Source organism: Sphingomonas zeae (assembly GCF_014197135.1).
GTDB classification, from domain to species: Bacteria; Pseudomonadota; Alphaproteobacteria; order Sphingomonadales; family Sphingomonadaceae; genus Sphingomonas; species Sphingomonas zeae.
Map to the genome: position 1 here is coordinate 264,992 of NZ_JACIFA010000006.1, position 6,752 is coordinate 271,743.

7 protein-coding genes are annotated in these 6,752 nt (G+C 62.0%); 2 read left to right on the forward strand and 5 right to left on the reverse strand.

Annotated features, from left to right (window positions below; genetic code table 11):
* Positions 1–12 precede the first annotated feature (12 nt).
* From cyoD to cyoA, 4 genes are read right to left on the reverse strand one after another with little or no spacing between them, the layout of a single operon-like run.
* Positions 13–399, reverse strand: a complete 387-nt coding sequence (gene cyoD / locus GGR45_RS11215; protein ID WP_175312450.1) for a cytochrome o ubiquinol oxidase subunit IV — start codon at positions 397–399, stop codon at positions 13–15.
* Positions 396–1,004, reverse strand: coding sequence for a cytochrome c oxidase subunit 3 (locus GGR45_RS11220; protein WP_175312449.1), 609 nt, complete (start codon positions 1,002–1,004; stop codon positions 396–398). Before GGR45_RS11220 ends, cyoD begins: the two co-directional genes overlap by 4 nt.
* Positions 1,001–3,019 carry a cbb3-type cytochrome c oxidase subunit I gene (locus GGR45_RS11225; protein WP_175312448.1) on the reverse strand — a complete coding sequence of 673 codons (2,019 nt, stop codon included), beginning with the start codon at positions 3,017–3,019 and terminating at the stop codon, positions 1,001–1,003. The genes GGR45_RS11220 and GGR45_RS11225 overlap by 4 nt, the downstream gene beginning before the upstream one ends.
* Entirely contained in the window at positions 3,019–3,840 is an 822-nt protein-coding gene (cyoA, locus tag GGR45_RS11230) for a ubiquinol oxidase subunit II (RefSeq protein WP_343051172.1), read from the reverse strand. Before cyoA ends, GGR45_RS11225 begins: the two co-directional genes overlap by 1 nt.
* Before the next feature lie 312 nt (positions 3,841–4,152).
* Here cyoA and GGR45_RS11235 point away from each other — a divergent pair, with 312 nt between their 5' ends.
* Positions 4,153–4,827 (forward strand): TetR/AcrR family transcriptional regulator, encoded by a 675-nt coding sequence (locus GGR45_RS11235; RefSeq protein ID WP_175312446.1) that lies wholly within the window; start codon positions 4,153–4,155, stop codon positions 4,825–4,827.
* 475 nt (positions 4,828–5,302) lie between these two features.
* Here GGR45_RS11235 and GGR45_RS11240 read toward each other — a convergent pair whose 3' ends face one another.
* A complete protein-coding gene (locus tag GGR45_RS11240; RefSeq protein WP_175312445.1) occupies positions 5,303–5,797 on the reverse strand; it encodes a DUF4142 domain-containing protein in 495 nt (164 codons plus the stop codon).
* A gap of 205 nt (positions 5,798–6,002) precedes the next feature.
* Between GGR45_RS11240 and GGR45_RS11245 the strand changes: the two genes are divergently transcribed.
* Positions 6,003–6,506, forward strand: coding sequence for a hypothetical protein (locus tag GGR45_RS11245; protein ID WP_175312444.1), 504 nt, complete (start codon positions 6,003–6,005; stop codon positions 6,504–6,506).
* Positions 6,507–6,752: the final 246 nt, after the last annotated feature.

Sequence of the window (6,752 nt, forward strand, 5' to 3'; positions counted from 1 at the left end):
AGACGGGTCGGCCTACATGCCGGCGGCCGTCGCATGCGGCGGCCCGGCATGTGACAGGTGGGTCATGATCCATACCGAACCGAACACCACCAGCAGGCATACGAAGGTCCCGAACGCCACCGTCACCGCGTTCGAGCTATTGTCCGGGCCGGACGTGAGGTGCAGGAAGAACACCAGGTGGACGCCCATTTGTGCCACCGCCAGCGTGACGATGGCGGCCGGTACCGCCGGACCCCAGACAAGGTCGGTCATGACGACCGCGAACGAGGCGGCCGTCAGCAGCAGTGCGATTCCAAAACCGATCAGATATGCAGCGATGCCCCTGCCCCGATCCTCCCTGCCGTTCCGCTCGGCGGGTTCCTCCAAGGCGAGCGCACCGGGCTCCGTCGTCCCACTCATGTGATGCTTCCCCAGATGTAGACGATGGAGAACAACCCGACCCAGACGATATCGAGCGCGTGCCAGTAGAGCATGAAGGCGGACAACCGCCGCTGGACGTAAGCCTTGGGACCGCGCACGGCGACCTGAGCCATCATCGTGCCCAACCACAAAATTCCGGCAACAACGTGCACGCCGTGGCAGCCGACCAGCATGAAGAAGCCCGACAGGAAGGCGCTGCGCTGGGGCGTCGCCCCCCTCTCGATCAGGTGACTGAACTCGCGGATCTCAAGCGCCAGAAAAATCACGCCGAGCAAGCCGGTGGCCAGCAGCCATAACTGCGTCCATGCCATGCGACGACGTTCCGCCATCACACCGGCCAGTGCGCAGGTCAGCGTGGAGGTCAGCAGACACAGCGTCTGCACGGCGACGTTCGGGAGCTCGATAATGTCCGCAGGCCCCGGGCCGCCCGCCCTGCCGCCAGCGAGCACCGCATAGCCCGCGAAGAACGACGCGAACATGATAACGTCGCCGATCAGGAACATCCAGAAGCCGTAGGCGGTGACGATATCCTTGGCCGGTGGTCCGGCCCATTCCGAACGACGCGGCGTGGGTACCGCGCTCATGTCCGCCCCTCCTTCACAAGTCGCGCAAGCGCCGCGGCGCGGGGCGCGCGCGCGGCCTGGTCGGCGCGCCGGACTTCATCCACTGACACGTCGCGTTCGTGCACGTCGCGCCAGGCATAGCCCACGAATGCCAGGTAGACGCCAGCACCGCTCACCATCACCAGCCACCAGATGTGCCAGATGCAGGCGAAACCGATCAGAGTGGAGAAGAAGGCGACGAAGATCCCGGTCGGCGTCGGCCGCGGCATCTCGATCATGTCATAATCCGGTTCCTCGGGCAGTTCGCCCTGTTCGATCGCCTTCCGCTTGATGCTCCAATAGGCTTCCTCACCGGATACGTCGGGCAGCTGCGCGAAGTTGAAGAAGGGAGGAGGCGACGGCAGTCCCCATTCCAGCGTGCGTCCATCCCAAGGATCACCAAGATCATCGCGCAGCCGCTCGTCGCGACGATCGCGGATCGAAACCGCCAACTGCATGATCAGCGCCGCCGTGCCGGCCACGCTGGCGAGCACGCCAGCCGCCATGACGTAAAGGAACGGCGTCCAACCGGCATCGTAGACGTGCTGAAGCCGCCGGGTCATGCCCTCTAGCCCCAGCCAGTACATCGGCACGAACACAGCGGTGAAGCCGATCATGTGGAACCAGAAGGCGATCTTCCCCCAGCGCTCATCCAGTCGAAAGCCGAACGCCTTGGGGAACCAGTAAGTGTAGCCTGCGATGACGCCGAAGACGACACCTCCGACGATGACGTTGTGGAAGTGCGCCACCAGGAACATCGAATTGTGAAGCACGAAGTCAGCGGGCGGCACCGCCAGCAACACCCCCGTCATTCCTCCGACCACGAACGTGATCAGGAAGGCCATGCTCCACAGCATCGGCGTCTCGAAGCGCACGCTGCCGCCGTACATGGTGAAGATCCAGTTGAAGATCTTGACGCCGGTACCCACCGCGATGATCGACGTGGCGATGCCGAAGGCGGCGTTGACGTCGGCACCCGCTCCCATCGTAAAGAAGTGGTGCAGCCAGACGGTGAAGGACACGACGACGATGAACATGGTCGCCGCCACCATCGAGCGGTATCCGAACAGCGGCTTGCCCGAGAAGGTGGAAAAAATTTCCGAGAAGATGCCGAACGCGGGAAGGATCAGGATGTAGACCTCCGGATGACCCCAAGCCCAGATCATGTTGACGAACATCATCGGGTTGCCGCCGGCTTCGTTGGTGAAGAAGTGGAAACCGAGATAGCGGTCGAACGTCAGCATCGTGACAGTCGCGGTCAGAATCGGAAACGCGGCGACGATCAGCAGGTTCGCGCCCAAAGACGTCCAGCAGAACATTGGCAGGCGCAACATGGTCATGCCGGGCGCGCGCAGCTTGACGATGGTGGTCACGAGATTGACGCCGCTCAGAAGCGTGCCGACACCGGCGATCTGGATCGCCCAGAGATAATAATCGACGCCGACCCCAGGAGAATAGCTCGTCTCGCTGAGCGGGGCGTAGGGCAGCCAGCCGGTGCGGGCGAACTCGCCGATCACCAGACTGACGTTCACCAGCAGCGCGCCGGACGCCGTCAGCCAGAAGCTCGCCGCGTTGAGCGTCGGAAAGGCCACGTCGCGCGCGCCGATCTGCAGCGGCACCGCGAAGTTCATCAGCCCCACGATGAAAGGCATCGCACCGAAGAAGATCATGATCGTCCCGTGCGCGGAGAAGATCTGGTCGTAGTGATCGGGTGGAAGGTAGCCCTGCGCGTCTCCGACCGCGACAGCCTGATGCGTGCGCATCATCACGGCATCGACAAGACCGCGGATCAGCATCAGAAGCGCCAGAATGCAATAGAGTACGCCGATGCGCTTATGGTCGACGCTGGTGATCCACTCGCGCCACAGATAGCCCCAATGACCCCGCTTCGTGATCCAGAACAGAGATGCCGCGACCGCCAGGCCGACGCCTCCCGCCGCTGCCAGGGGCAGGGGTTCGTGGAGGGGGATCGCGCTCCAGTCGAGCCGCCCCAGCATCACTTCTCCTCCGCATCGGTCGCGGACCGGACGGCGGGCGGTCCGCCCGCCGGGGCGAGCCGCTGGGCGACGATCGCGTCGAACAGGCCGGGCTGCGCGGAGCGGAAGACATATTCCCCGCGATCGCGGCTCTGACGCCGCAGGATCGCGTAATTGCCTGCGCCGAGCGACGGTGTGGCCGATCGCGCCACCTGCTCCGCCCAAAGATCGAACGCCCGCTGAGGCACCGCATGGGTGATGAAACGCATGTCGGAGAATCCTTCGCCGCTGTAGTGAGCGGACATGCCAGCATACCGGCCGGGCTTCGCGGCGAGCAGATTCAGCTCCGTCGCCATGCCGTTCATCGCATAGATCATGCTGCCGAGCCGGGGCACGAAGAACGCGTTCATCACGCTTGCGGAGGTCAGCCTGAACCGCAGCGGCCGCCCGACGGGCACGACCAGCCGATTGACGGTGGCGATACCCTGCTCCGGGTAGATGAACAGCCAGCGCCAGTCGAGCGAGACGACCTCGACCGTCAGGGGCCGGATGCCCGGGGACGCCTGCACGGGACGGCTTGGGTCTAGCCGGTGAGAGCCGATCCAGATGATGCCGCCCAGGAACAGGATGACGAGCAGCGGTATCGACCAGACAACCAGCTCGACCCGCCCCGAATAGACGAAACCTTCGTTCCGCGTGGCCTTCGCGTTGCCAGCTCGGAACCACCACGCGACGATGATCGCCGCGATGATGGTGGGCACAGCCACCACGATCATCACGGCTAGCGCGTTGAGAAGGATGTCACGGTTCGCGGCCGCCACCACACCCGCAGGCCGCAGCACGGACGCACTATGCGCCGCCCTCATTCCGGACAGATCCAACGCTCACTGCATGAAATGCATCGGGCCGAGCCCTGATTGGGCCGTCGAACGTCAAAAGACATGACATTAACCCCGATCGCCGATGGTCCGCGCGCCGGGATCAGACGCCGACGGACCATTTAAGTACACCACTAGGGTTTGTTTGCAAGAAGGATTCCGCGCAGGCTCACGTACCTATGCCGGCGCGATGTTCGATGGTGCAGCAGGAGCGGGGTTGGACTATGCAGCTTGAGGCGGCATCGATGTAAGATGCCGTGCAAAAGGAGCTAAAAGTTGATCGCGGATACGCCTGCACGCCGAACGGGGCGTCCGACGCTGGATGAGGCCGCCGCGCTGCAGCAGAAAATCCTAGACGAGACCCTGAGCATGGTTGCCTCCTCGGGATCGGAAGGTTTTTCGGTTGATCAGCTCGCCGACAAAATTGCGGTCACCAAGAGAACCGTCTATCGCCATCACAAGAACAAGAACGGCCTTATACTGGCAGCTGTAAAATGCGAGATCGATCGTCTATTGGAACGATCCGATCCGGTTAGCATTGAAGCAAGCCAAAACCCCATCGTTCAACTGCGAGCGTGGATTAAAGCTCTCTTTGACTACCTATGCACTCCAAGAGCTTCCATATTCATTAACTTCATGGTGTTCGAATCCTCATCCAATGAGGATATCAACCAGCAATTCCTCAAGTGGCACGACCACGTGCTGGAACGTGCATGCGAACTAATCCGTCAGGCGCAAGACTTAGGTCTCGCAAGACCGGGAAACCCGCGCCGCTTCTCGCTTCTTCTCTTCGACCTTATCACCAGCATACAAGGCCGCACGAGAATTGGTACCGATATGAAGGCCATCTTCGGCGATGATGATCCGGAGCAGTACTTCGAATTTCGCTGGATGGCATTCCTTTCTCTCGTGAGCGATCATCCATGGGCCAGGTTTGTCAGCCTCGCTTGACATGACGTTCAACCACCATAGGTGGTGATCATCCATCGCGGTGGTCGACACGCAACTTGCGAGGCGTTGCACATCACTTCGATATGCTCGATCGTCGCTCAGCGCTGACAAATGCCGAGACGATATCCGTCGCACCGCTCAGCGGGTGACGTAAGTTTACGCATAGCGATCGCGAGGCACTTTCAGTCGCGAACGACCCTGCGTGCAAACGACCATCGATCAGCCCCAACATCGTTGTCTGATCCAGAAGATCTGATTGAGGGCACTTACACTACCAAGTGCCTGACATCGCCGCACAGCATTGCCGGGTGATGCCTTGAACGTCTAGGCGGCGCGTCTTTAGAGTTTTTCTGACGAGCGTTCGTGCCCGACTTGGTCTGCTCGGCACCCCTCACCTGACCCGACGTCAACTTCAACATTGCGGAAGGACGGTGGGCCGAATCCCCTCATCCCGTCCGCCGCTTCCCCATCAACGCTACGTTGCCGCGAACCGCCTGCTCGGAAGGGCTCCGGTCCGGCTGAAGCGGACTGGAGCGCGAGAAGGTAGCTGGCATGAGTCCCTTGCCCCCTGATAGCGATGCTCGATCACAGGGACATAGGCCGTGGCGACCTGCCGGAGAGTTGGATCCGTGCCGTCCTGCGCGTAGCCCTTGTTCTGCGCCCACATGGCAGGCGCGGTGTCCGACACCTGCTGGAGGTAGAGCGTGTCGAACGATGCACGCGGGGCCTTGCGCAGGAGGTCGATCGACGCCTGCCGCTGCGAAGAGAGGCGCTCAGCTGCGATCCTGTAGTTGAGCGCATCCGCGCTCATCGTGACGTAGTCGGCCGCAGCCACCCTGCTGACGGGGACGACGCCGAACACGGCCGTCGTCACGGCACCGTCGGGCGCGTTGGACACGGAATACCCGCTCTGAGCCACCGCGGGGATGGCGATCGTGGAAACCATGGCGGCAATCAGGAGGTGACGCATTCAGACTTCGCCTATGAAAAAACTGGACAGGAGCGATCGTATTGGATACTGATCGGTGTCCTTATTCCAACTTGGTCGGTTGGGTTCCGCGCGCGGTGGTTTTTATGGTCGCTGCCAAACCTCCCGCCTCCATTGCGGAGTGCGCGGACCCGGCCTACTGCGGCGAGCGGAACGTGGCGACGTCATCCAGCGAAGGAGCTATTCAATGACCATTCCAGCGGCGGCGATGTTGTTCCTGATTCTCTCGCCGCTGCCGGTCGACGCGCAGGGGGCGGAAGGCAAGCCCAACATCTATCTCGCGTGCCGAGGTTCCGGCGAGCGCACGGTTACCAACCACGGTGGCTCCGTGCGGGCAACCGGAAGCAAGGTCGCAGGCTTATCCGGAGGGGCCGGTTCGGTCGAGGTGGGCACGATGACCAGCAGGAAGGACTTCTCGGAGCAGATGGACGTCTCGATCTCCGGGCGAAAGGGGCGCGTGCGACTTCCGCGCCGGTTCCTGCCGTTCTTCAACAACAATCGGAATGGATGGGTGGGCGTCAAGAACCTGAAGGTGAAAAACGACGAGATCACCGGCAACATCGACGTCAACCTGACCAACAGCCCCAGGCTCCGGATCGACAGACTCGCCGGCTCGATCACGATGGATGGCAAGGTCGGCGCCTTCTACGGACAATGCCAGCTCCTCGATCCCTCGAATCCGGCGTTCTGAACCGACAGCCTCCGCTGCCGAAGTGCTAATGTCGGTGAGCGGTGGCGGGTAGCTGGATGTTGTCGGGAAAGGATATGGGGTGGACGAGAACGCCGCGGGCTCGACCGAAACATGCCCGGAGACCCCCGTAAAGGATCCTTAAAAGTCTACTTAGGGTCAGGACTCGTTGATCAAAGCCAGAAGATGATGGTGGCAGCGAGGGCGACGGCGGAGAAGAAGGCGGTTGGGCACCGATCGTAGCGGGTG